Annotated in this window: 17 protein-coding genes and 1 pseudogene; 15 read left to right on the top strand and 3 right to left on the bottom strand. The window is 65.9% G+C overall.

Annotated elements, in window-relative coordinates; all coding sequences use genetic code 11:
* Positions 1-60: 60 nt before the first annotated feature.
* Positions 61-1392 carry an amidohydrolase family protein gene (locus IPP28_13435; GenBank protein ID MBL0042014.1) on the bottom strand — a complete coding sequence of 444 codons (1332 nt, stop codon included), beginning with the start codon at positions 1390-1392 and terminating at the stop codon, positions 61-63.
* 129 nt (positions 1393-1521) lie between these two features.
* Here IPP28_13435 and IPP28_13430 point away from each other — a divergent pair.
* The 10 genes and pseudogenes from IPP28_13430 (at position 1522) to IPP28_13385 (ending at position 14685) form a co-directional block, all read left to right on the top strand.
* Positions 1522-4159, top strand: a pseudogene (locus IPP28_13430) (leucine--tRNA ligase).
* 1 nt (position 4160) lies between these two features.
* Positions 4161-4640: a hypothetical protein gene (locus IPP28_13425; GenBank protein ID MBL0042013.1), complete on the top strand. Its 480-nt coding sequence runs from the start codon at positions 4161-4163 to the stop codon at positions 4638-4640.
* Positions 4640-5662 carry a DNA polymerase III subunit delta gene (gene holA / locus IPP28_13420; protein ID MBL0042012.1) on the top strand — a complete coding sequence of 341 codons (1023 nt, stop codon included), beginning with the start codon at positions 4640-4642 and terminating at the stop codon, positions 5660-5662. Before IPP28_13425 ends, holA begins: the two co-directional genes overlap by 1 nt.
* Positions 5662-6318 carry a nicotinate-nucleotide adenylyltransferase gene (gene nadD, locus IPP28_13415; GenBank protein MBL0042011.1) on the top strand — a complete coding sequence of 219 codons (657 nt, stop codon included), beginning with the start codon at positions 5662-5664 and terminating at the stop codon, positions 6316-6318. Before holA ends, nadD begins: the two co-directional genes overlap by 1 nt.
* 249 nt (positions 6319-6567) lie before the next feature.
* Positions 6568-6936 carry a ribosome silencing factor gene (rsfS, locus tag IPP28_13410; protein ID MBL0042010.1) on the top strand — a complete coding sequence of 123 codons (369 nt, stop codon included), beginning with the start codon at positions 6568-6570 and terminating at the stop codon, positions 6934-6936.
* Between the two features lie 12 nt (positions 6937-6948).
* Positions 6949-7419 (top strand): 23S rRNA (pseudouridine(1915)-N(3))-methyltransferase RlmH, encoded by a 471-nt coding sequence (gene rlmH, locus IPP28_13405; GenBank protein MBL0042009.1) that lies wholly within the window; start codon positions 6949-6951, stop codon positions 7417-7419.
* A gap of 10 nt (positions 7420-7429) precedes the next feature.
* Positions 7430-8002 carry a septum formation inhibitor Maf gene (gene maf / locus IPP28_13400; GenBank protein ID MBL0042008.1) on the top strand — a complete coding sequence of 191 codons (573 nt, stop codon included), beginning with the start codon at positions 7430-7432 and terminating at the stop codon, positions 8000-8002.
* 102 nt (positions 8003-8104) lie between these two features.
* A complete protein-coding gene (rng, locus tag IPP28_13395) occupies positions 8105-9577 on the top strand; it encodes a ribonuclease G (GenBank protein MBL0042007.1) in 1473 nt (490 codons plus the stop codon).
* 37 nt (positions 9578-9614) lie between these two features.
* A complete protein-coding gene (locus IPP28_13390; protein ID MBL0042006.1) occupies positions 9615-13427 on the top strand; it encodes a TIGR02099 family protein in 3813 nt (1270 codons plus the stop codon).
* A gap of 94 nt (positions 13428-13521) precedes the next feature.
* A complete protein-coding gene (locus IPP28_13385; GenBank protein MBL0042005.1) occupies positions 13522-14685 on the top strand; it encodes an acyl-CoA dehydrogenase family protein in 1164 nt (387 codons plus the stop codon).
* A gap of 27 nt (positions 14686-14712) precedes the next feature.
* Here the strand turns inward: IPP28_13385 and IPP28_13380 are convergent, their stop codons facing one another.
* Entirely contained in the window at positions 14713-15651 is a 939-nt protein-coding gene (locus IPP28_13380) for an exopolyphosphatase (GenBank protein MBL0042004.1), read from the bottom strand.
* A 128-nt stretch (positions 15652-15779) separates the two neighbouring features.
* Here IPP28_13380 and IPP28_13375 point away from each other — a divergent pair, with 128 nt between their 5' ends.
* The 5 genes from IPP28_13375 (at position 15780) to IPP28_13355 (ending at position 21569) form a co-directional block, all read left to right on the top strand.
* The gene (locus IPP28_13375; GenBank protein ID MBL0042003.1) at positions 15780-16358 is read left to right on the top strand and encodes a GNAT family N-acetyltransferase; all 579 of its coding nucleotides are present in this window, start codon (positions 15780-15782) and stop codon (positions 16356-16358) included.
* Entirely contained in the window at positions 16355-16957 is a 603-nt protein-coding gene (locus tag IPP28_13370) for a glutathione S-transferase family protein (protein ID MBL0042002.1), read from the top strand. Before IPP28_13375 ends, IPP28_13370 begins: the two co-directional genes overlap by 4 nt.
* 7 nt (positions 16958-16964) lie before the next feature.
* On the top strand, positions 16965-17528 hold the full coding sequence (locus tag IPP28_13365; GenBank protein ID MBL0042001.1) for a sigma-70 family RNA polymerase sigma factor: 564 nt from the start codon (positions 16965-16967) through the stop codon (positions 17526-17528).
* Positions 17525-20296: a serine/threonine protein kinase gene (locus tag IPP28_13360; GenBank protein MBL0042000.1), complete on the top strand. Its 2772-nt coding sequence runs from the start codon at positions 17525-17527 to the stop codon at positions 20294-20296. Before IPP28_13365 ends, IPP28_13360 begins: the two co-directional genes overlap by 4 nt.
* Before the next feature lie 70 nt (positions 20297-20366).
* Positions 20367-21569 carry a chromosome condensation regulator RCC1 gene (locus tag IPP28_13355; protein MBL0041999.1) on the top strand — a complete coding sequence of 401 codons (1203 nt, stop codon included), beginning with the start codon at positions 20367-20369 and terminating at the stop codon, positions 21567-21569.
* Between the two features lie 19 nt (positions 21570-21588).
* Here IPP28_13355 and IPP28_13350 read toward each other — a convergent pair whose 3' ends face one another.
* Complete coding sequence (locus tag IPP28_13350) at positions 21589-22137, bottom strand: YaeQ family protein (GenBank protein ID MBL0041998.1); 549 nt, start codon at positions 22135-22137, stop codon at positions 21589-21591.
* Positions 22138-22160: the final 23 nt, after the last annotated feature.

Genomic DNA, 22160 nt, shown 5'->3' with positions numbered 1-22160 from the left:
GGCAATTCCGAATGAATAGGGCGGTGTGATCTGGGTGCGTGCCGGGGCGGATTCAAGCGCTCAGGGCGACTTGTAGATCACGCCGTCCTTCATCACGAAGGCGACGCGTTCGGTGGCACTGATGTCGTCTAGCGGATTGCCCGGCACCGCGACGATGTCGGCGCGTTGGCCGACGTCGAGCGTGCCCTGGTCCGAAACGCCGAGGATCTTCGCCGGTACCACGGTCGCGGCTTGCAGGGCCTGCATCGGGGTTGCGCCGGCCTGCACCATCAGCGTGAACTCGCGCGCGTTCTGGCCGTGCGGGGATACGCCGGAGTCGGTGCCGAACGCGAACGGCACGCCGGCCTTGACCGCCTTGGCGAACGTGTCCGAGATCTGCGCGCCGACGCGTGCCGCCTTGGGTCGCACCACGGCCGGAAACCAGGTCGGATCCTTCGACTTCTCGCTGACATAGGCGCCCGCGACCAGGGTTGGTACCAGATAGGTGCCCCGCTGCTTCATCATCAGGAACATCTGGTCATCGGCATAGGTGCCGTGCTCGATGGTGTTCACGCCGGCGAGAATCGCGCGCTTCATGCCTTCGGTGCCATGCGCATGCGCGGCGACGTGGAAGCCGTAGTCGCGCGCTGTCTGCACGATGCTTTGGATCTCCTCCAGCGTGAACTGCGGATTGTCGGCCGACTTCGCGAAAGACAGCACGCCGCCGGTGGCGGTGATCTTGATCAGGTCGGCGCCTTCCTTGTAGCGCTGGCGCACGGCCTTGCGGGCCTCGTCGACGCTGTCGACGACGCCGTCCTGCGGCTGCGGATAGCCGAGCGCCTCGGTCAATTTATTGCTGATGCCGTTGCGCGGATCGGCATGGCCGCCCGTGGTGGCGATCGCCTTGCCCGCCGCGAAGATGCGCGGGCCCTTGATCCAGCCGCTGTTGATGGCGTTGCGCAGGCTGATCGCGATGCCGTCGCTGCTGCCGAGATCGCGCACGGTGGTGAAGCCGGCCATCAGGGTGCGCTCGGCAAAAACGCTGCCGCGCAACGCGAAGTCGGCCGCGTTCAGGCGGAACCCTTCGCTGTAGGACTCCTTGTTCTGCTCGCCGGACAGGTGCACATGCAGATCGGTCCAGCCGGGCGTGCAGGTGTGCGCGGGCAGGGCATGCACCGGCAGCGCGGCAAAATCGAGCCCGGTGTCGGTCAATGCCGGCGACGTGGACAGGGATTCGACGCTGGCGCCGATATCGGCGATGCGTCCATCGATGACCAGCAGCGCGGTGCGTCCGAGCAGCTTGCCGGCGCGCATGTCGATGGCGTGCGCGCAGTCGACGATCTTCGCCACCGGCGTCGTCGCGTGGGCGCTACCGAGGCAGGCGAACAAACAAACACTCAGTACGAGGCGCATGGTCGACTCCTGACGAAAGTCCGGCAGTGTAGCCAGCCGCGCGCCGATCCGGTTGCCGCCCGGAAAGGCGCTGCGCTAGTCTGGCTGTCACCCCCTTTGAGCGATGCGTCCTTGCGGCGCAACCCGAGCATGCACGAACACTACGACCCGAAATCGATCGAAGCCGCCGCCCAGGCGTATTGGTCGCGTACCCGCGCCTACGAGGTCACGGAAGACCGCAGTAAGCCCAAGTACTACGTGCTGTCGATGCTGCCGTACCCGTCGGGTGCCTTGCACATGGGCCACGTGCGCAACTACACGATCGGCGACGTGATCAGCCGCTTCCAGCGCATGAACGGCAAGAACGTGCTGCAGCCGATGGGCTGGGACGCGTTCGGCCTGCCGGCGGAAAACGCCGCGATCAAGAACAACACCGCGCCGGCGAAGTGGACGTACGCCAACATCGAGCACATGCGCGGGCAGTTGCAGGCGCTCGGGTACGCGATCGACTGGACCCGCGAATTCGCGACCTGCCGCCCGGACTACTACCGCTGGGAACAATTGTTCTTCACGCGGCTGTTCAAGCGCGGGCTTGTCTACCGCCGCAACTCGGTCGTGAACTGGGACCCGGTGGATGAAACCGTGCTCGCCAACGAGCAGGTCATCGACGGCCGCGGCTGGCGCTCCGGCGCCGTGGTCGAACGCCGCGAGATCCCGCAGTGGTTCTTCAAGATCACCGCCTACGCCGAGGAACTGCTGAACGAACTCGATCGCCTGCCGGGCTGGCCGGAAGCGGTCAAGACCATGCAGCGCAACTGGATCGGGCGCTCGGAAGGCCTGGAGATCGACTTCGCGGTCGACGTGCAGGGAAGCACTAGTGTCGCGGGAGGCAGGATGCCGGGAGCGACCGAGGGAAGCGACGCCATTGCGCGTCTACACCACGCGCCCCGACACCTTGATGGGCGTGACCTTCGTCTCGGTCGCCGCCGAACATCCGCTGGCGATCAAGGCGGCCCAGACGAATCTGGAACTGGCCGCCTTCATCGAGGAATGCCGCCACGGCGCGACCGCAGAAGCCGCTCTGGAAACCCAGGAAAAGCGCGGCGTCGCCACCGGCATCTACGCAACGCACCCGATCAGCGGTGAACGTGTACCGGTCTGGGTCGCGAACTTCGTGCTGATGGGTTACGGCACCGGCGCGGTGATGGCGGTGCCCGGCCACGACGAACGCGACCATGAATTCGCGACCAAGTACGCCCTGCCGATCAAGCAGGTGATCCGTCCGCTGGACGGCGGCGACATCGATGTGCAGGCCGCGGCCTATACCGAGCACGGCCTGCTGCTGAATTCCGGCGCCTACGACGGCATGACCTTCGAGCAGAGCTTCAAGGCCATCGCCGAGCGCCTGGAGAAGTGCAAGTCCGGTGCGCGCAAGGTCAACTATCGCCTGCGGGACTGGGGCGTCAGTCGACAGCGTTACTGGGGCTGCCCGATTCCGATCATCTACTGCCCGACCTGCGAAGCCGTGCCGGTGCCGGAAGACCAGTTGCCGGTCGTGCTGCCGGAAGACGTGGCGTTCTCGGGCGTGAAGTCGCCGATCAAGGCCGATCCGACCTGGCGCAAGACCACCTGCCCGCAATGCGGTGGCGCCGCCGAACGCGAGACCGACACCTTCGACACCTTCATGGAATCGAGTTGGTACTACGCCCGCTACACCTCGCCGGGCGCCACCGACCTGGTCGACGAGCGCGCGAACTACTGGCTGCCGGTCGACCAGTACATCGGCGGCATCGAGCACGCGATCCTGCACCTGCTGTATTTCCGCTTCTTCCACAAGCTGATGCGCGACGCCGGGCTGGTGCAGACCGACGAGCCGGCGACCAACCTGCTGTGCCAGGGCATGGTCGTCGCGGAAACCTTCTTCCGCGAACAGGCCAACGGCGGCAAGGACTGGTTCAATCCGGCCGATGTCGAGATCGAGCGCGACGAACGCGGCCGCATCCTCGGCGCGAAGCTCGCGGCGGATGGCCAGCCGGTGCAGATCGGCGGCACCGAGAAGATGTCGAAGTCGAAGAACAACGGCGTCGATCCGCAGGCGATGATCGAGCGTTACGGCGCCGACACCGTGCGCCTGTTCTCGATGTTCGCCGCGCCGCCGGAAATGTCGCTGGAATGGAACGAGTCCGGCGTGGAAGGCATGGCGCGTTTCCTGCGCCGCCTGTGGGCGGGCGTGCAGTCGCATGTCGCTGGCGGTACCGCGCCGAAGTTCGACGCGTCCGTGTTGAACGCCGAACAAAAGGCGCTGCGCCGCAAGTTGCACGAGACCATCCAGAAGGTCGGCGACGACTACGGCCGCCGCCACAGCTTCAACACCGCGATCGCGGCGCTGATGGAACTGCTGAACGCGATCGCGAAGTTCGACGACTCTTCGGACGCCGCACGTGCCGTGCGCCAGGAAGCCTGGACCGCGATCACGCTGATGTTGAATCCGATCGTGCCGCATGCCGCGCACGCGTTGTGGCAGGCGCTCGGTCATGCCGAAACGCAGATCGACGACCAGCCCTGGCCGAAGGCCGATGAGTCGGCACTGGTGCGTGATTCGGTGGTGCTCGCGGTGCAGGTCAACGGCAAGCTGCGCGGCCAGATCGAAGTGCCGGCGAACGCGTCGAAGGAAGACGCTGAAACCGCCGCGCGCCACGATCCGGCGGTGCAGAAATTCCTCGACGGCGTCACCATTCGCAAGGTCATCGTCGTGCCCGGCAAGATCGTCAACATCGTGGCCAATTGAGATGCGTATCGTCCTGCTTGCCGTGCTGATGTCGCTCACTGCCTGCGGGTTCCACTTGCGTGAACAGGCGGTACTGCCGGCGGCATTGCAGGAATTGCGCATCGAAGTCGTCGCCCCGTTCAGTCCGATCGGCCAGGAACTGGGGCGCGCGCTGATGCGCGCCGGTGCGACCCTGCACGAGGACGTCACCGACAAGGTCGCGGTGCTGCGCATACTTGGCGACGTACTGAACACGGTGCCGCTGTCGGTCAGCGGCACAGCGCGCGTGCAGGAATATCAAGTGGTGCATCGCGTCGAATTCGAAGTCGTCGCGGCCGACGGCACGGTCCTTGTCGCGCGCAATGCCATCGAGCGTCGCCGCGACTATCGCTTCGACGAGACCCAGGCGCTCGGTGCCGCGGCCGAAGACGAACTGGCGCGCAAGGAATTGCGCCGCGACACCCTGGCCGCTCTGCTGCGGCGGATCGAAGCGACCCGCTGATGAGCGCCGCCGCGCAATTTGCGAGCCGCATTGCGAAGGCGACGGAACTGAAGCCGGTGTACCTGATCGCCGGCGAAGAGCACCTGCTGGTGATCGAGGCCGCGGACGCCTTGCGCAGCCGCGCACGCGAACTCGGTTACAGCGAGCGCGAAGTCCATGACGTTGAGTCCGGGTTCGACTGGAACGATCTTGCACGGTCGGGGGCGGCGATGTCGTTGTTCGCATCGCAGCGCCTGATCGAACTGCGCCTGCCGACCGGCAAGCCCGGCACCGAAGGTTCCGAGGCGATCCAGGAATGGTGCGAACGCGCGCCGTCCGACTGTGTGCTGCTGATTACCTGCATGCAATGGAGCAAGAAGCAGGAAGGCAAGTGGACCCAGGCGATCGATCGCAGCGGGGTATTTCTGGCGCTGTGGCCGCTGAAGCGCGACGAGTTGCCGGGCTGGGTGCAAGCGCGCGCGGCCTCGCGTTCGGTGCAGCTGACAGCGGATGCGGTGGACGCGCTGGTGCGCCGCACCGAGGGCAATCTGCTCGCCTGCGCGCAGGAGATCGACAAGCTCGCACTGTTGGCGAACGGACACCGCATCGATGAACGCGAGCTGGAAGATCTGGTCGCCGACTCCGCGCGGTTCGATGTGTTCGGCATGGTCGAGGCGACGTTTGCCGGTGATGGGGCACGGGCGCGACGCATGCTGGCGTCGCTGCGCGCCGAAGGCGAAGCGCCGGCCACCCTGATGGCCTGGCTGCTGTCGAACTTGCAGGCCGCAGCGAGATTGTCGCAGCTGCCGCGCGCACAGCAGTCCGGGGCATTCCGCAACGAAGGCATCTGGGGTGCGCGCGATGCCGCGTTCCGCAAAGCGCTGGCGCGCGGCGATGCACGATTCTGGGAGCAGCGTCTCGCCGAAGCGGCACGGGGCGATCGGCTTTCAAAGGGGCGCGGCGTGGATGATCCGTTTCTGGCGCTCGAGCGCCTGCTGCTGCGCATCAGCGACGCACGCGCCGGCAAACGCATGGTGGCCTGATGGGCATGTTGACGGCGATCTTCGGCGGTACCTTCGATCCCGTCCACATCGGCCATTTGCGCGTCGCGGTCGAGATCAGCGAAGCCCTGGACGCCGACGTGCGCCTGTTGCCGGCGCCGGTGCCGCCGCATCGCCCGCAGCCCCTGGCCAGCGCCGAGCAACGTCTCGCGATGCTGGCGCTCGGTCTGCGCGGATGCGCGCGCCTGCACGCGGATGATCGCGAGTTGCGTCGGGCCGGCCCGAGTTACAGCGTCGATACCCTGGCCGAGCTGCGCGCCGAACTCGGGCCCGATCGGCCCTTGGTGCTGTGTGTCGGTGCAGATGCTTTTGCCGGATTCGCGACCTGGCATCGCCATCACGACATCTTCGACCTCGCGCACGTGCTGATCCTGACGCGGCCGGGCGCGGCCGATCGCGTCGCCTGGCCGGAAAGCTTGCGTGCCCAGGCCGTCGCGCGGCGCGGCGCGCTGGCGCAGTTGCGCGGACAGGCCGCCGGACGCATCGCCGAACTCGCGGTCACGCCGCTGGCGATTTCGGCGACGGCGGTGCGTACGCTGATTGCGGCCGGCCGCGATCCGCGCTTCCTGTTGCCCGAGGCCGTGGCCGACTACATCGAGCGGAACGGACTGTATCGGTCGGGATCGGCGCCGGACTGACCTATACTGCGGTCCACGGCAGTCCGCCGTGCCAAGGGAATTCCCCACTTGAACACGACCTCCAAAGCCAAGCCGAAAGCGAAGACGACCGCGCGCAAGGCGCCTGCGAAGAAAGCCGCTTCCGGAAAGCGCAAGCCTGCAGCAAAGAAGAAGGCAGGCGTGAAGAAGGCCGCGAAGAAAGTCGCCGTGAAGAAACTGGCCGCGCCGCGCAAGCTGGCCGCGAAACCGGAACTGGCTGCGTCTGCACCCGTGCCGCCGGCCTTGGCGAAGGAGACCGCACTGCTGCGCAAGCAGGTCATTGCCGCGCTCGACGAGCTCAAGGCCAAGGACGTGAACGAGATCGACATTCGCGCCAAGGCGTCGTTTGCCGACTTGCTGTTCATCGCCAGCGGCACCTCGACGCGCCATGTCAAGTCGATCGCCGACGAGGTCGTCCGCTTCGTGAAGAAGGCCGGCATGATGCCGCTCGGCATCGAAGGCGAGAAGGAAGCCGAATGGGTGCTGGTCGACCTCGGTGACATCGTCGTGCACGTGATGCTGCCGCGCATCCGCGAGTTCTACGGCCTGGAACGGTTGTGGAGCGTGGGTGGCGACGACGACGCCGAAGCTGCGCCCTGATCCGTTCGATCCATGCGTATCCGCCTGCTGACCATCAGCGAGCGCCAGCCCGCATGGGTCAATGACGGGTACGCCGAATACGCCAAGCGACTTCCCAGGCACCTCGCCCCGGAACTGGTGGAATTGCCGCTGGCGAAGCGGGGCAAGGGCGGTGATGCCGCGAAACACAAGGCCGATGAGTCCGAGCGCCTGCTCGCCGCCGTCGGTCGTGACGTGCAGCTGATCGCGCTCGATGAGCGCGGTGCGGCCTGGACCAGCGTGCAGCTCGCCGAGCAGATGCGGCGCTGGACGCTCGACGGTCGCGATGTCGCCCTCGCCATCGGTGGCCCCGATGGCCATGCGCCCGTGCTGCTGGAACGCGCCGCTGCGCGCTGGTCGCTGTCGCCGCTCACGTTGCCGCACGGTCTCGTGCGCGTGGTGATCGCCGAGCAGTTGTATCGCGCCCATTCGATTCTCGAAGGCCATCCCTATCACCGCGCCTGAGGCCGTGCCGATGACCCTGTTCCTTGCATCGCAGTCGCCGCGTCGGCGCGAACTCCTGAACCAGATCGGTGTCGTGTTCGAACCACTCGAGGTCGGCGTCGACGAGACCCCGGCCGGAGGCGAGTCGCCACTCGACTACGTGCGTCGCGTTGCGCGCGAAAAGGCCGGCGCCGGACTGTTGCAGGTGGCCGCCGTGCCCGGTGCCCTGGTGCTCGGCGCCGATACCGAAGTCGTGCTGGATGGCCTCGTGTTCGGCAAGCCGGCCGATGCCGCCGACGCCGCACGCATGTTGCGCCTGTTGTCCGGGCGCACGCATCAGGTGATCTCGGCGGTCGCGCTGGTCAGTGCCGGGCGCGAGGTTGAATCCGTGTCGGTGTCCGAGGTCCGCTTTGCAATGATCGACGAGCCGGCGATCGCTGCGTACATCGCGACCGGCGAGCCCTTCGGCAAGGCCGGTGCGTATGCGATCCAGGGCCGCGGCGCGACCCTGGTCGCGCACTTGTCCGGGAGTTTTTCCGGCGTCATGGGCCTGCCCGTGCACGAGACCGCGGTCCTGCTGCGAGGCTTCGGATTCGCCGTGTAAGAAATTCGTGATTCGCGTTTGTTTGCCGCAAGTCAATCTGCGGACTATCGCGGTTCATCGGCGGCAGGCTATAAGTGCATCAAAGCTGAACGGAAGAGCCGCGTGAGCGAAGAGATCCTGATCAATGTGACGCCGCGCGAGACACGCGTCGCCCTCGTCGAAAACGGCATGCTGCAGGAGGTCTACGTCGAACGTGCCTCGCGTCGCGGCTATGTCGGCAACATCTACAAGGGTCGCGTGCAGCGGGTGATGCCAGGCATGCAGGCGGCGTTCGTCGAAGTCGGGCTGGATCGCGCTGCGTTCCTGCATGCTTCGGACATCGTGCGCACGCCGTCCCCGGACCTTGAGGCGCCGGAGGCTCCGGCACCGACGCCGCCGATCAACGAATTGCTGCACGAAGGCCAGGAGGTGATCGTGCAGATCGTCAAGGATCCGATCGGCAGCAAGGGTGCCCGGCTGACGACGCATCTGTCGCTGCCGTCGCGTTATCTCGTGCTGCTCGCCACCAGCAAGCAGATCGGCGTGTCGGCGCGCATCGAAGACGAAGTCGAACGTGCACGCCTGAAGGACCTGATGCTGGCGCTCGCCGTCGAACGCGAACACGGCTACATCGTGCGTACCAATGCCGACGGCGTCGGTGACGAGGCGCTGAAGGACGACATCACCTATCTGCAGAAGGTCTGGCGGGCGGTGAGTGCGCGCTTCGCGCATTCGAAAGTCGGCGATTGCGTGTACGAGGATCTGAGTCTGCCGCTGCGCTCGGTGCGCGACCACATGCGCCACAACATCGGCAAGGTGCGCGTCGATTCGCGCGAGGCCTACGAGCGACTGCTGAAATTCGCGCGCCAGTTCATGCCGGCCTGGGTCGAGCGGGTCGAGCACTATCCGGGCGAGCGCCCGATCTTCGACTTGTACGGGGTCGAAGACGAGATCCAGCGTGCTTTGAAGAAGGAAGTGCCGCTGAAGTCCGGCGGCTATCTGATCGTCGACCAGACCGAGGCCATGACCACGGTCGACGTGAACACCGGCGCCTATCTCGGCACGCGCAATCTCGAAGAGACGGTGTATCGCACCAATCTCGAAGCGGCACAGGCGGTTGCCCGGCAACTGCGACTGCGCAACCTCGGCGGCATCATCATCATCGACTTCATCGACATGACCGACGAGGAACACAAGCGCCAGGTGTTGCGACAGCTGGAGAAGGCACTGACCCGAGATCACGCCAAGACCACGGTGTACGAGATGTCGCCCCTGGGCCTGGTCGAAATGACGCGCAAGCGCACGACCGAGAGCCTGGAGCGGCAGTTGTGCGAACCCTGTCCGGCCTGTGCCGGGCGCAGCACGATGAAGACGGCCGAGACCGTGTGCTACGAGATCTTCCGCGAGATCACCCGCGCGGTGCGCCAGTTCGATGCCGAAAAGCTGCTGGTGCTGGCGGCGCCGAAAGTGGTCGCGCGAATCCTCGACGAGGAATCCGCCGCGGTCGCGGAACTGGAGGAGTTCATCGGCAAGACCATCAGCTTCCAGCCCGAAGACCAGTATTCGCAGGAACAGTACGACGTGGTGGTGATGTGATCGAGCGCGCGGCCGTTGCGATGATGGAGCGGCGCGGGTGAATCCCGAGCGCGCCCGCCGTCGTCGCGTCCGCCGCCGCATCCTGTTCGGCGTCGGCGGCTTGCTGATTCTGGCCGCGACCTTGATGGGTGGGTTGAGTCTGTTGTTCCCCTGGGTTCTGGCGCATCCCGAGCGCGTGCAGCAGTTCCTGTCCGATCGCCTGCATCGCCCGGTGAACTTCGCGACGCTCGACGGCGAATGGCTGCCGGGCGGGCCGGTCTTTCGCATCAGTGACCTGCGCATCGGTGGCGATACCGGTCATCCGGCGCTCGAAGTCGAGCGCGCCGAACTCGTCGTCGACTTCTATGCACCGTTCAAGCGAGACGTGCCCTGGCACGAGTTGCGCATCATCGGACTGGCCATCGATGCCGAGCGCGATGCCGATGGTCGCTTCCGCATCGTGCAGTGGCGCGGATCGGCCGACACCGTCGGCGATCCGCTGGACGCACTGCGCGCGCTCGGTGCGTTCCGCGTCAGTCAGTCGGTGCTGAGCTTCCACGACGTCGGCAGCGACAGCCGCATTCGACTCGGTGACATCGATGTCGCGATCGGCGCGCGTGTCGGTGGCCAGCGCATCGTCGGTCGCGCGAAACTGGGCGATGCCGCGCCGATCGACGTGCGTTGCGATCTCGCCGCCGATTTCCGCTCGGGGCAGTGCTACGCGCAGGCGCAGGCGCTGCCGGTGGCCCAGGCCTTGGGAGACCTTCGCGTTGCCGGGATCGGCTTCGCCGGCGGCGCGGCCGACCTTTCGGTCTGGGCGAAATTCCTGCGCAGCGAAATCACCGACGGTCGCATCGAACTTGCGGCCGATGCACTGGCATTGCGCGGGATGCGGCCGGTGCGGCTGTCGAACGGCGAGGAGATCGAGGCTCGCTACAGCCCGGATGCGACCCGCCTCGCGCTGCAATGGACACGCAATGCGGAACGCGAGCAGTTCTCGCTGCTCGAAGGCCCGACCCTGGACCAGGACGATCCGGCGCGCAGCAAGCTGTCGCTGCAACGCGAACGCGGGAATGGCGCGTGGACGCTGGCGGTCGAACATCTCGAACTGGATCGGCTCATGCCTTGGCTCAGCCTGAGCACCCTGGCCTCGCCCGGAACGGCGGGCTGGTTGTTCGAGGCGGCACCGATCGGACACTTGCGGGAATTCAGCATGTCCGGCAAGGACAGCGACGTGGCCGACATCGCCGGCGAATTGAAGGATGTCGCACTGTCGTCGACGCGGCGTAGTCCGCGTGTCGCCGGGATCGATGCCGACGTGCGTGGCGATGCCGAAGCGGTCGTGATCCAGGTCGAGCCGGTGGAGACCGTGATCGATTTTCCCGGTGTGTTCCCCGCCCCTTTTCCCGTGCACATCGAGCGCGCGCAACTGGTGCTCGTCCGGGAAGGCGATGGTGTGCGGGTCGAGTTTCCGGAACTGGCGTTGCAAGGCGAGGATTTCGGGCTGGACGGCTGGCTGGCGCTGGTGTTCGAGCGAGACGGCAAGCGGCCCTTCATCGATGCCGCGGTGAATGTGCGCGACAGCGGCATCGTTGCGGCCAAGGCGTTCTGGCCGATCGTCGTGATGCCGGCCAATACGCGGGGCTGGCTGGATCGGGCACTGGTCTCGGGGCGCATCACGCGTGGTGTCGCCAGTATCCGCGGCGATCTTGACGACTGGCCGTTCAATGCCGACCAAGGCCGTTTCATGGCCGATGCCGAGATCGTCGACCTGGTGCTCGATTACCACCGCGACTGGCCGCGTGGTCAGGTGCATCAGGTCGAGACGCGCTTCCGCAATGGCGGCATGACCGCAGTGGCGCGCGACGGCCGCATTCTCGACGTGGCCATCGCGCAAGTCGAAGGTGATCTCGAAAGCTTCAAGGATCCGATCCTGCGCCTGCGCGGCAGCGCCGAGGGTGCCGGGCCGGCCCTGCTCGAATTTCTGCGTGCGACGCCGCTGAACCAGCGCTATCGCGACGAGTTGCTGGCGTTGTCGATCGGTGGTCGTGGCGATGCGAACTTCGACCTGCGCCTGCCGCTGGCGCTGCGTCTCGGCGAACCGACGCTGGAAGGTCGGGTCGATTTGCACGATGCCGATCTGGCCGATGCGAAGTGGGGCCTGAAGTTCGAACAGGCGAACGGGATCGTGCGCTTTTCGCGCGACGGATTCGACGCGGAAGGTCTCGACGTGCGCGTCGACGGCGACGCGGCACGCTTTGCCATTGCCGTGGGTGCGCACGCTGCCGACCCGGCCCATCAACTGGAAGCCAGCCTGCGCGGTGACATGAAGGCACCTTCGGTGATGAGCGCCTTCCATGTCCTCGATCCCTACTGGAACCGGCTGCCTGGCAAGGCCTATTGGGATCTGTCGCTGGTGGTGCCGCGCAGCCCGGATCCGGAACGGCCGGCGCTGTCCATGCTGACGCTGAATTCCGATTTGCGCGGCATCACCCTCGACTTGCCGGCGCCGCTCGGCAAGGATGCCGAATCGCCGATGCCCTTGCGCATGTCGGTGCAGTTGCCGGCGGCGGGACATGAACTCGATGTGCAGATCGGCGCGATGGCGCGCTTCAAGGCCCGCATGGCCGACGATCAGCGCGAATTCGCGGGTCATCTGGCGCTCGGCGGCGAATTGCCGGTGTTGCCGGCGCGCCCCGGCCTGCGGATCTCGGGCAGTGCGCCGAGCATCGACCTGGGCGGCTGGAGCGCATTCGGTGTTGGTGGCAGCGATGCCTCGCCCGATCTCAGCGTCGATCTGCAGGCGAACGAACTCGAGGTGATGGGACGTGGCTTTGCCGACACCTCGCTGCGCATCGAACGCGATGCGCGCGTCACCCGCGTGGATCTGGAGGGTGTCGGCATCGATGGCAGTTTCGAGGTGCCGCGAGCGGAGCTCGCCACGCGTGGACTGACCCTGCAGTTCGAGAAGTTGCATTGGCCCGAGGCCGACGTGGCCGGTCAGCGCAGTTCGCGTCCAACTGATCCGTCGCAATTGCCGCCGCTGCACATCTGGGTACGTGACCTCAAGCTTGGCGCGGCCAGCTTTGGCGAGGCGCGCGTCGAAACCCAGCCGATGCCCGGGGGCCTGCGCATCGAACAGTTCGATGCGCGTTCGCCGACCCTGACCATGCGCGCCAGCGGCGATTGGAAACTGGTCGATGGCAGCGAACGCAGCGGGCTCGACATCACCCTGAGTTCGGAAAGCCTCGGCAAGATGCTGGAGTCTCTGGGGTATGCCGGCGTCATCGACGGCGGCCAGACGGTGGCGCGGATCAAGGGCAACTGGGCGGGTTCGCCGGCGCAGTTCGGCTTGGTCAACATCGACGGCGAGTTGTCCGGCGAAGTGGGCGAGGGCCGCATCCTCAACGTCGATCCGGGCGCCGGCAGGATCTTTGGTCTGGTCAATTTCAGTGCGATTCCGCGCCGCTTGTCGCTCGATTTTCGCGACTTCTTCCAGACCGGCATGGCCTTCGACAGCATCCGCGGCAGCTTCACCCTGGTCGACGGCAGTGCCCATACCGCCAACCTCGAAATCAAGGGTCCGGCGGCCGACATCCGCATCAGTGGCCGCACCGGGCTGCGTGCCAAGGACTACGAACAGGACATGGAAGTGACGCCGAAACTGCGTGGCGCCTTGCCGATCGTCGGTGCGGTCGCCGGCGGCCCGGTCGGTGCCGTGGTCGGCGTGCTGGCGCAGGAAGTGATGCGCAAGCCGATCGATGAAGTCGTCTCCTCGCGTTATCGCGTGCGGGGCACCTGGGACAAGCCCGACATCACCCTGATCGGCAAGATGTCGCGCCGCCAGGCGGCGGAGGACGGTTCGGGCTGATCCCGGGCAGGGCGGCATTGAAACGCGTGTTGGCGTGACCGTCACCACCGCCACGACTACAATGCCCGACCTTTTTTCTGCCGGATCCGCTGCCATGGCCCTGAATCCCTACGATCTGTTCGACATCCGCTCGCTGCTGACCGAGGAAGAACAGGCGGTGCAGGATGCGGTGGCGCGCTTCACCGACGAGCGCGTGATCCCGATCATCGGTGACTGTTTCGACAAGGGCGAATTTCCGCAACACCTCATCGCCGAGATGGCCGAGATGGGCCTGCTCGGTTCGTCCTTGCCGACCGAATACGGTTGCGCCGGCATGAACGGCGTCAGCTACGGACTGATCTGCCAGGAACTGGAACGCGGCGACTCCGGCATCCGCAGCTTCGCCTCGGTACAGAGCTCGCTGTGCATGTACCCGATCTACGCCTACGGTTCTGAAGAGCAGCGCAAGAAGTGGCTGCCGCCGATGGCGCGCGGTGAAGTGATCGGCTGCTTCGGCTTGACCGAACCGCATGGCGGCTCGGATCCGGCGAACATGAAGACCCATGCCAAGCGCGACGGCGGCGATTGGCTGATCAATGGCGCCAAGATGTGGATCACCAACGGCAACCTCGCGAACATCGCGATTGTCTGGGCCCAGACCGACGAGGGCATCCAGGGCTTCCTGCTCGAAAAGGGCATGCCCGGATTCACCGCGCAGGTCGTGCATCGCAAGATGTCGCTGCGCGCGTCAGTCACCTCGGCCCTGTTCTTCGACAACGTGCGCGTGCCGGAGGCGAATCGCCTGCCGAACGTGAAGGGCCTGAAGGGTCCGCTCGGTTGCCTGACGCAGGCGCGTTACGGCATCACCTGGGGGCCGATCGGCGCCGCCATCGACTGTTTGCACACCGCGACCGAGTACGCGAAGTCGCGCATCCTGTTCGGCAAGCCGATCGCGTCGACGCAGGCGGTGCAGTTGAAGCTTGCCGACATGGCGCGCCGCATCACCCAGGCACAGCTGCTGTCGCTGCAGCTCGGTCGCCTGAAGGACGCCGGCAAGATGCAGCCGACCCAGGTGTCGCTGGCGAAGTGGAACAACGTGCGCATGGCACTCGACATCGCCCGCGAGGCCCGCGACGTGCTGGGCGGCGCCGGCATCACCACCGAATACAGCCCGATCCGTCACGCACTGAATCTGGAATCGGTCATCACTTACGAAGGCACCGAGACCGTGCATCAGCTCGTCGTCGGCCGCGAACTGACGGGCATCAACGCCTTCTGATTGCGGTCGCCGCTGTGCCAATCATGGTCAGCCGTCGCTAGTAATGGTCTCGATCAGTTCGGCGAGCACGCGGTCGGTATCGTCCACGGGCACCTGACAGGTGCCTGCGGCGAAGTGGCCGCCTCCGCCGTACTTGAGACAGAGTTCGCCGACGTCGGTCTTCGAACTGCGGTTGATGATCGACTTGCCGATCGCGAACGCGGTGTTCTGTTTTTTCAGGCCCCACAGCACGTGGATCGAAATGTTGGTCTGCGGGTACATCGCGTAGATCATGAAGCGATTGGTCGCGTAGATCGGGTCTTCTTCACGCAGATCGAGCACGACCAGATTGTCGTGCACGGTCGCGCATTCGCGGATCTGGTCTTCCGCCATCTCGGAGTGGGCGAAATACAGGTCAGCGCGTTCCTTGACGTCCGGCAAGGCGAGGATCTCGTCGATCGTATGGGTGCCGCAGTAGTCGATCAGTTCCATCATCAACTGGTAGTTCGACACCCGGAATTCGCGGAAGCGGCCGAGGCCGGTGCGGGCATCCATCAGATAGTTCAGCAGCACCCAGCCTTCCGGATTCAGGATCTCGTCGCGCGAGAATTGCGCGGAGTCGGCCTTGTCGACTGCGGCCATCATCGCCGGCGCGATTGTCGGAAAGGATTCCTCGCCACCGAAGTGACGATAGACCACGCCTGCGGCCGAAGCGGCGCCGGCGTCGATGATCAGATTGGCCGGACGCTCGGCGCCGAGCCGGATGATTTCGCTGGCGTGGTGGTCGAACGCCAGATGACAGCCCGGGACGTAGGGCAGGTTGGTGGTGATGTCGCGCGGACCGATCGCGACCTTGCCGTCCTGCATGTCCTTGGGATGCACGAAACTGATTTCGTCGATGATGCCGCGCTGCTTGAGCAGGACGGCGCAGACCAGGCCATCGAAATCACTGCGGGTGACAAGGCGATAACGTTGCGATTCGCTCATGATGCGGGGCTCCGGCGGCAAGGATTCGACCGAGTCTAGCGCCCCAAATCACCGCACGGCGAGCGGGAATTGCAGGTCTGCGGCACAGTCGTCAAGCTCGCTGCAGGCTCGCCATCAAATGACCGCCCATGCCCCAGCACGTACCGTTCGTCCTTTCCAACCCGCCGATGCTGGAATCCCGGCGGCTGGTGTTGCGCATGCAGCGATCAGAAGACTTCGAGCGCTTTGCCGAGCTGCTCGCCGACGAAAACGCGGCAAAGCACATCGGCGGCGTGCTGCCCCGGGCCGCGGCCTGGCGGAGATTCCTGCAGATGCCGGGGGCATGGCTGGTGCAGGGGTTCGCGATGTTCAGTGTGATCGAGAAGGCCAGCGGCCGCTGGGTCGGCATGACCGGGCCCTGGTTTCCCGACGGCTGGCCCGGCACCGAGGTCGGCTGGACCTTTCACCCCGATGTCTGGGGCAAGGGCTACGCGACCGAAGCCGCGACTGCGGCGATCGACTGGACCTTCGCGAATCTGGACTGGACCGAGGTCATCCACAGCATCGATCCGGACAACGACGCCTCGATCAAGCTCGCCGAACGGCTCGGTTCGAGCTATCGCGGTCCCGGCCGACTGCCCGAACCCTATGCCGACGCGAAGATCGGGCTCTGGGGGCAAACGCGTACGCAATGGCTGGCACGCCGCAGCACGGAGCGAAGTGCATGATCACGATCCATGGCATGTGTGCCTCGGGCAATTGCTACAAGTTGCAGCTGCTGCTGTCGCAGCTCGACCAGCCGTATCGCTGGATCGAGGTCGATACGCTCAACGGCGGCACGCGCACGCCGGAATTCCTCGCGAAAAACCCGAACGGCAAGGTGCCGCTGCTGGAACTGGAAGACGGTCGCTGCCTGGCCGAGTCGAATGCCATTCTCTGCTACCTCGCCGAAGCGTCGCCGCTGCTGCCGAACGAGCGCTGGGCACGCGCGCAAACCCTGCAATGGCTGTTCTTCGAGCAATACAGCCACGAACCTTACGTCGCGGTCGCACGCTTCATCGCCAAGTTTCTGCCGGCCGATCATCCGCGCCGCGCCGAGTTGCCGCGTTTGCAGGCGCGCGCGCATCAGGCGCTGGCGGTGATGGAGCGCGAACTGGCAACGCGTGACTTCATGGTCGCGAGCGGGTACTCGATCGCCGACATCGCGCTGTACGCCTACACGCACGATGCGCCGGCCGGCGGTATCGAACTGGGCGGGTATCCTCATGTGCAGGCGTGGCTGCGCCGCGTAGAATCGCAGCCGCGCTTCGTGAGGCAGCGCGACTGAAACAGGGGTGTCGGTGTACTCGGGCGAGTCGATCGAAGCGGACCTGCGCAGTGCCCGTGGCGGCGATGCCGCGGCGCTCGATCGTTTGCTACCGCTGGTCTACGACGAACTGAAACGGGTCGCGCGCGGCCTGATGCGGCGCGAACGCGAGAACCATACCCTGCAGACCACGGCGCTGGTGCACGAAGCCTGGCTGCGCATGGCGGTGCAGGCGTCGGCCGACCCCGGCGATCGCCTCTATTTCTTCAGCCTGGCCGCGACCATGATGCGGCGCATTCTGGTCAACCACGCCCGTGACCGGGCCGCGCAGAAACGCGGCGATGGCATCGAGCTGGTCAGCCTGTCCGCGGCGGAACAAATCGTCGGTGCCGAATTCGACGTGATCGGGTTGCACGAAGCGCTGGATGCACTCGCCGCACTCGACGCGCGTCAGGCGCGGATCGTCGAGATGAAGTTCTTTGCCGGGCTGGAGTTGACGGAAATCGCGACCTTGCTCGGCGTTTCGCTTGCGACTGTGAAGCGGGACTGGACGATGGCGCGGTTGTGGTTGTCGCGCGAGTTGTCGGCGTGAATTCGCGCACCGATCCCGAGCACTGGCGAGTACTGCAAACCGAGCTCGATGCCGCGCTGGCGCTGGCCGCGGAGGCCCGCCAGGCGCATCTGGCCGCGGTCGCGGCGCGATCGCCGGACCTGGCCGCCGAGCTGGCGTCATTGTTGTCGCAACTGGACAACGAGGCGCTGCCCGACGCGATGCCGTTGTCGGCGCTCGCGGCACTTGAAGACGACGACGTGCGCGTCGGCTATCACATCGGGCCGTTCGTCATCGATGCCTGCATCGGCGAAGGTGGATCGGGCATCGTCTATCGAGCACACCGCGACGGCGATTTTGCACAGACTGTCGCGATCAAGGTGTTGCAGCAGGGGCGTCTTGATGCCGCGGGTACCCGGCGCCTGCAGCATGAGCGCGACCTGTTGGCGCGACTTGATCATCCCGGCATTGTGCGGCTGCTCGATGCCGGTGTCGCGCAGGACGGGCGGCCATATCTCGCCCTCGAACTTGTCGAAGGTCGGACACTGGATCGGTACCTCGTTGCCGAGCAACCTTCGGCGGAGCGGCGCCTGCAGCTGTTTGCCGGCGTCTGCGACGCCGTTGCATACGGGCACCAGCGGCTGCTGGTCCATCGCGATATCAAGCCCGGCAACCTGATGGTGGGGGCGGACGGCCGACCCAAATTGCTCGACTACGGCATCGGCAAGCTGATCGGCGACGACATCGACAGCACGCTGACACGTGATTTCGGCTCATCGCTGACGCCCGCCTACGCCGCGCCCGAGCAGTTGCGCGGCGAGCCGGTGACCACCGCGACCGACGTGCACGCCCTCGGCCTGTTGCTGTTCGAACTGCTCGGCAACGCGCATCCGTTCCGGCAGGGAGGGCGCCGCGACGAGGCCTTGCGGCAGGCGTTGTTGTACGAGGATGCGCCGTCGTTGCTGCGGCAGGCGGGTCAGGTGGAGATGCCCCACAGCTGGCGCGCCGATCTCGATCGCATCGTGGCCATGGCGCTGGAGAAGGAACCGCAGCGGCGATATGCGTCGGCGCGTGAGCTGGGCGAAGACGTCCGTGCGGTTCTGGCGGGGAAACCGGTGACGGCGCGCCGCGCCACGACCGGCTACGTATTGCGGCGATTTGTCGGACGTCATCGTGCGGCGGTGTCGGTCGTGGCCGCCTGCCTGCTGATGCTCGTCGTCGCGACCGTCGCTGCCGTGTGGCAGGCACGGATCGCCGCGACGGAGCGTGAACGCGCCGAGCGCCGATTCGACCAAGTGCACCAGTTCGCAAACACCGTCCTGTTCGACTATCAGGAAGGCATCCGCAAGCTTGGCGGTTCGTTGCCGATGCAGCAGCGCCTCGTGGCCGATGCGCTGCGCTATCTTGAATCGCTGTCGCGCGAAGCGGGCGACGATGTCGCCTTGCTCGTCGATACCGCAGCCGCCTACGTCAAGGTCGGCGACCTTCAAGGCAATCCTTTTGGACCGAACATCGGTGATCTCGAAGGGGCTGCGCGAAGTTATGCCGCCGCAGCAGCACTGCTCGATCGCATGCCGCACGGCGACCACGACAGAGTGGCGGCCAACCTGCTGGGGGCGAAGTTGCAGTCGCGTCAGGCCGAGTTGCGCTATCAGGCGGGAGAACTCCGTGACGCGAAGCAGCGGTTCGAGCGGGCTCTGGCGACATTTTCGGCGCTGCCTGCGAGCACCCGGACGCAGACCGACATCGTGATCGAACATGCGAACGTGCTTGATCATTACGGCGACTTGCTCGGTCGCGAGAGTTCCGGATCGCTGAACGAAATCGCGGCCTCGCGACGCGCGCACGAGCAGGCCCGCGCGCTGCGCGAAGCCGCCATGAAGTCGCATCCCGATGATGCCGGGCTGCGCTTCGGGCAATACCAGAGCGAGTTGCGAGACGGCGAATACTGGATCGGCCAGAACGACATGGCACAGGCGGCAACCGCGCTCGATGCCGCCCTGGAGACGATTTCGGATCTGGCGGCCGCCGACCCCGACGACAGTTTCTATCGATACGAGCAGGCCCTGGTGCATTCGCGACTGGTGCCGGTGCGCGAGGCATTGGGCGACCTCGATGCTTCGGTCGCTTCGGCCCTGCAGGCGCTTGCAACCACTGAAGCGATGCTCGCCCGTGACCCTGGCAACGACATGTTGTGGCAGGCCGTATCCGCCAGTTGCGGCTGGGCCGCACGTCAGTTGCTGAAGGCTGGACGGGCCCGTGATGCGATGCCGATCGTTGCGCGCCAGATCGAAGTCAACGAGCGTTGGCGCCGCGCGAGTCCGGACAATCCGGAAGCAAGCCTGGCGCTGTCGCTTGCCCATCGTCGACATGGCGAATTGCGCGAAGCGTTGGGCGACTTTCCCGGTGCGGTGGCCAGCCATCGCGAAGCCTTGTCGATGCAGGCCGCATTGGTCGGTCATTCACCCGATTTCGCATTGAGCCACGCATTGTCACGCATGCACCTGGGGCGCAACCTGGTGGCCGCCGGCGACGTCGCCAGCGGCCGTGCTTCGCTGCTGGCGGCAGCGAATGCGTTGGCCGCACTCGCGGCCGCCGACCCGGATGCCGCCCGATTCCGGGACTATCTCGCCGAGGCCTGGGCACAGGTTGCCGAGGCCCATTGGCATGCACCCGCGGATGTCGAGGTGGCACGCCGGGCGGTTGAATCCGCCCTTGCGATTTGGGCCGCGTTCGAAGCCGAAGGCCGGCTGTCGCCCACGGCGGCATCACGACGTGATGCCCTGCGAGGACGCCTGCAGGACGAATGAGCCGTTTCACCCGGTTTCCGTGCGTCTACCGGAAACGACGTTCGTTGCGTCGGAATCGGAGACGGCGATCATGCGCAAGACCAAACGTTCGACATCGGGGTATTGGGCGGCAACGGGTGCGCTGGCGGTCCTGCTCCTGTCGATGGCGGCTCACGCCCAGGAACTCGCGGCCGGTGGCGGGCATACCTGTGCCGTCGTGCCGGGCGGCGACTTGCATTGCTGGGGCTGGGACGAACAGGGTCAGCTCGGCGACATCGCGGCGAACTACAGCTACGCGGCGCCGGTGCAGGTCGAAGGCCTGACCGATGTCGTCTCGGTCGACGGCGGCTACCAGCACACTTGCGCCGTCACGGGCTCGGGCGGTGTCTGGTGTTGGGGTTACAACCGCTGGGGCCAGATCGGCCACGGGAGCGGATCCAGTCCGGGCACGCCGGTGGCGGTGGTCGGCATCACGACCGCCCTGGCGGTGGCGACCGGCGGCAACCACAGCTGTGCCGTGCTGGAAGACGAGACCGTGTGGTGCTGGGGGCATGGCTATCACGGCCAGCTCGGCAACGGCGCCTTCACCGAAACCAATGTTCCGGTACAGGCCGTCGGCATCAGCGGCGCGACCGCGATCGCGGTCGGTCAAAGCCACAGTTGCGCCATCGTCGACGGTGGCAGCGTGAAGTGCTGGGGTCGCAATCACCGCGGACAGCTCGGCAACGGCGGCATCAATCCTGATCCGGGCGTGCTCGCGGCGGTCGACGTGTTCGGGATCAGCACGGCGATCGCACTCAGCGCCGGCAGCGACTACAACTGCGCGGTGCTGCAAGGCGGCAGCGTCGCCTGCTGGGGCTCTGGCAGCTATGGCGCGCTGGGTGACGGACTCGGTCAGGACAGCGCCGTGCCGGTGGCGGTGAGTGGCATCGCTGATGCCAGCGCGGTGGCCTCCGGCGACTTCCACAGTTGTGTCATCCGCGACGGTGGCGCGATGAGCTGTTGGGGATACAACTACTTCGGCAACGTCGGCGATGGCAGGAATCGCAACAACCACGTCGTACCCGTCGCCGTGGTCGGCGTTGGCGAGGTCTCCGCCATCGCGGCCGGCAGCGAACACACCTGCGCGCGCGTGCGCACCGATCCGATCAACGTGATGTGCTGGGGCCACGGCAGCTTCGGGCAACTGGGCACCGGCCAGATCGGTGGCGCCTATGAAACGCCCGTTCCGACCTACGTGCTGGGCGGTCCGCTGGATACCGTGTTCGGTGGATCGCCCGGGAACTTCGAATAGCGTCCGGTGTGCCGCGTCGTCAGCGCACGCTTGTGGCGACGCGGACCACCGGATCGATCGACACCGAGCCGTTCTGGTTCATCAGTTGCACGTGTTTGTCTTCGATCATGCATTGCAGGCGCATCGTGCGTTCGCAGAGGCCGGCGAGTGCTTGCACCGATTCCGCGGGCAGGTCGATGACGGTGAGGTTCTTGCGGTTGAGATTGCTGCCGACCTTGTCCCACCAGACCTGCGCGCTGCGGCCGCTGTAGGTGTAGATCAGCACCTGGCGCGCGCGACCGCAGGCGCGGCGGATGTCGGCCTCTTCGGGTTGCCCGGTTTCGATCCACAACGCGATCTCGCCGGTGTCGTCGCGCTGCCACAGGTCGGGCTCGTCGTCCGTGCTCAGGCCACGCCCGAAGCTCAGGCGCTCGTCCGCATTCATCGCGAAGGCCAGCAGGCGCACCATCAGCCGCTCCTCGGTTTCCGAGGGATGCAGGGCCAGCGTGAGGTTGTGTTCCTGGTAGTAGTGCCGGTCCAGATCGGAGATCTGCAGCTCGACTTTGTAGACAGTGGATTTTGGGGACATCCGTGCAGCGTAGCGCGTCCGGC

It is taken from the genome of Lysobacterales bacterium (assembly GCA_016721845.1).
Taxonomy (GTDB): Bacteria; Pseudomonadota; Gammaproteobacteria; order Xanthomonadales; family Ahniellaceae; genus JADKHK01.
The sequence above is the reverse complement of the archived record's forward strand: the minus strand, read 5'-3'. Positions and strand labels throughout refer to the sequence as shown.

Bases quoted from the DNA above. Each gene is read 5' to 3' on its own strand.
- IPP28_13375 (MBL0042003.1), top strand. From the start codon at position 15,780: ATGCCCCAGCACGTACCGTTCGTCCTTTCCAACCCGCCGATGCTGGAA.
- rlmH (MBL0042009.1), top strand. From the start codon at position 6,949: ATGCGTATCCGCCTGCTGACCATCAGCGAGCGCCAGCCCGCATGGGTC.
- IPP28_13380 (MBL0042004.1), bottom strand. From the start codon at position 15,651: ATGAGCGAATCGCAACGTTATCGCCTTGTCACCCGCAGTGATTTCGAT.
- IPP28_13425 (MBL0042013.1), top strand. From the start codon at position 4,161: ATGCGTATCGTCCTGCTTGCCGTGCTGATGTCGCTCACTGCCTGCGGG.
- holA (MBL0042012.1), top strand. From the start codon at position 4,640: ATGAGCGCCGCCGCGCAATTTGCGAGCCGCATTGCGAAGGCGACGGAA.
- nadD (MBL0042011.1), top strand. From the start codon at position 5,662: ATGGGCATGTTGACGGCGATCTTCGGCGGTACCTTCGATCCCGTCCAC.
- IPP28_13370 (MBL0042002.1), top strand. From the start codon at position 16,355: ATGATCACGATCCATGGCATGTGTGCCTCGGGCAATTGCTACAAGTTG.
- maf (MBL0042008.1), top strand. From the start codon at position 7,430: ATGACCCTGTTCCTTGCATCGCAGTCGCCGCGTCGGCGCGAACTCCTG.
- IPP28_13385 (MBL0042005.1), top strand. From the start codon at position 13,522: ATGGCCCTGAATCCCTACGATCTGTTCGACATCCGCTCGCTGCTGACC.
- IPP28_13435 (MBL0042014.1), bottom strand. From the start codon at position 1,392: ATGCGCCTCGTACTGAGTGTTTGTTTGTTCGCCTGCCTCGGTAGCGCC.
- IPP28_13350 (MBL0041998.1), bottom strand. From the start codon at position 22,137: ATGTCCCCAAAATCCACTGTCTACAAAGTCGAGCTGCAGATCTCCGAT.
- IPP28_13355 (MBL0041999.1), top strand. From the start codon at position 20,367: ATGCGCAAGACCAAACGTTCGACATCGGGGTATTGGGCGGCAACGGGT.